Origin of the sequence: Nocardia sp. NPDC060220 (genome assembly GCF_042727815.1) — a bacterium.
In the GTDB taxonomy this organism is placed as follows: domain Bacteria; phylum Actinomycetota; class Actinomycetes; order Mycobacteriales; family Mycobacteriaceae; genus Nocardia.
Window position 1 is genome coordinate 1 of the sequence record NZ_JBHWZY010001030.1, and the last position, 2,169, is coordinate 2,169.

Genomic DNA, 2,169 nt, shown 5'->3' on the forward strand with positions numbered 1-2,169 from the left:
CTCGAGGGTGGTGCGGTAGAGGACCCGGGTGACGTCGAGGTGGTCGAGGTCGCTGGGGGCCAGATGCGCGGTGGCGCGGTTGTCCCAGAACGCGATGGAGCCCTTGCTCCAGCGGAAGCGGACGGTGTAGGAGGGATGTGAGATCTCGTCGAACAGCAGCTGCAACAGGGCATCGCTCTGTGGCGGGGTCAGCCCCAGGATCCTGGTGGTGAAGCCGGGGTTGACGAACAGCACGCGCTCACCGGTCACCGGGTGGACGCGGACGACGGGGTGCTCGGTCACCAGCGGCGCGGCGGCGATCTTGCGGGCGTACTCGCTGCCCGCCTCCCACGGCGGGATCCGGCCACCGAAGCGGTGTTCGGCGCGCAGCCCGTCCAGGAAGGTGCGCAGCGATTCCGGCAGCCCGGCGTAGGCCGCGGCGAGGTTGGTCCACTGGGTGTCGCCGCCGGTCTCCGGCGCGATCTCAGCGCGCAGGATCGAGGCTGCGGGCGGGTTGATCAGCGGCGAGACGTCGGTGTGCCATTGGTTGGTGTAGCTGAACTTCTTGCGGCCGAACTTCTTCTCGTAGAGGCGACTGTCGACAGCCAGGATCTCGGGGTGCTCGGTGGGCGCGTCGTCGTCGTAGGGGTGTGACGGGGTGACCGCGCCGAAGCGGCGCGAGAACGCGATCTGTTCGGTGTGCCCGATCTGCTGGTCGCGGAAGAACAGCACCTTGTGCCGGTGCAACGCCGCGGTGAGCTCGTCGACCTGGGAGTCGGCGAGTTCCTCGCGCAGGTCGACGCCGGTCACCTCGGCGCCGATGTGGCCCGCGACCGGGGTGATCTCGAGAGCGGTGACGACGCTGGGGTTTTCGATGGTGGTCATGTCGGTGGTCCTTCGTGGGAAGTCTGTTGCGGGGGTGCGGGAGTCCTCACTCCCGACAGGAACTGCTCACCACCCGCATGAACTCGATATCGAGTCGGCGGGCGCGCATCAGGCGCTCACCCGTGACTCCTGCTCGGCGAACTGGCTTTCCACCGGAGCGAGCCCGTAATGGCCGCGCAGGGTGGTGGATTCGTAATCGGTGCGGAACAGTCCGCGTTCCTGCAGGATCGGCACCACGCGGTCCACGAAGTCCGCCAGGCCGCCGGGCAGGTAGGGCGCCATGATGTTGAACCCGTCGGCCGCGCCCGCGTCGAACCAGCTCTGCAGCTCATCGGCTACCTGCTCGGGGGTGCCGGCGAAGGTGCGGTGACCGCGGCCGCCGCCCAGCTTGCCGATGAGCTGACGCACCGTGAGGTCCTCGGTCTCGGCGAGTTGCTTGACCAGCGTGAACCGGCTCTTGCCGCCCTCGATCTCGCTCTCGGCGGGCAGCGGCGGCAACGGTGCGTCCAGCGCGTGCGCGGTGAGATCGACGCCGAGCATCGAGGACAGTTGGCGCAGTGCGTAATCGGGCGAGATCAGGTCGGTGAACTCCTGCTCGAGCGCCCTGGCCTCCTCGACAGTGTCGGCGATGAACGGCACCAGGCCCGGCAGCACCTTCAAGTCGTCGTGGGCGCGACCGTATTTCGCCAGGCGCGACTTGAGATCGCGGTAGAACTGCACGCCCTCGTCGAGGGTGCGCTGGGCGGTGAACACAGCTTCGGCACGATGAGCGGCGAACTCCTTGCCCGATTCCGAGGACCCGGCCTGCACCAGCAGCGGACGACCCTGCGGTCCACGGGGGGAGTTCAGTGGCCCGCGAACACGGAACCGTTCGCCCGCGTAGTCGAGGGTGTGCACCCGGCTCGGGTCGGCGAACACACCGGTCTCGGTGTCGAGCACGATCGCCTCGGCTTCCCAGCTGTCCCACAGCGCCAGCGCCACGTCGACGAATTCCTCGGCGCGTTCGTAGCGGCGGGCATGCTCGGGTATCGCGTCGAGCCCGAAGTTGTAGGCCTCGTCGACATTGCCGGAGGTGACGATGTTCCATCCGGCCCGGCCCGCGCTGATGTGGTCGAGCGAGGCGAACTTGCGTGCGAGATTGAACGGTTCGTTGTAGCTGGTGGACGCGGTGGCGATCAGGCCGATCCGCTCGGTGACCGCGGCGATCGCCGACAGCAGGGTGATCGGTTCGAACACGGTGAGGGTGTTGCGTTCGATCCGCGGTCCCACGGCGAGGGTGTCGGCGAAGAACACCGAGTCGAGCTT

Annotated in this window: 2 protein-coding genes; both read right to left on the bottom strand. The window is 68.0% G+C overall.

The features are described from left to right. A partial coding sequence (locus ACFWF3_RS33230; RefSeq protein WP_379317890.1) for a TauD/TfdA dioxygenase family protein occupies positions 1–864 on the bottom strand: 864 nt, incomplete at its 3' end. 108 nt (positions 865–972) lie between these two features. Beyond that, positions 973–2,169 (bottom strand): LLM class flavin-dependent oxidoreductase (locus ACFWF3_RS33235; RefSeq protein WP_379317892.1); only part of this gene is annotated, 1,197 nt, incomplete at its 5' end.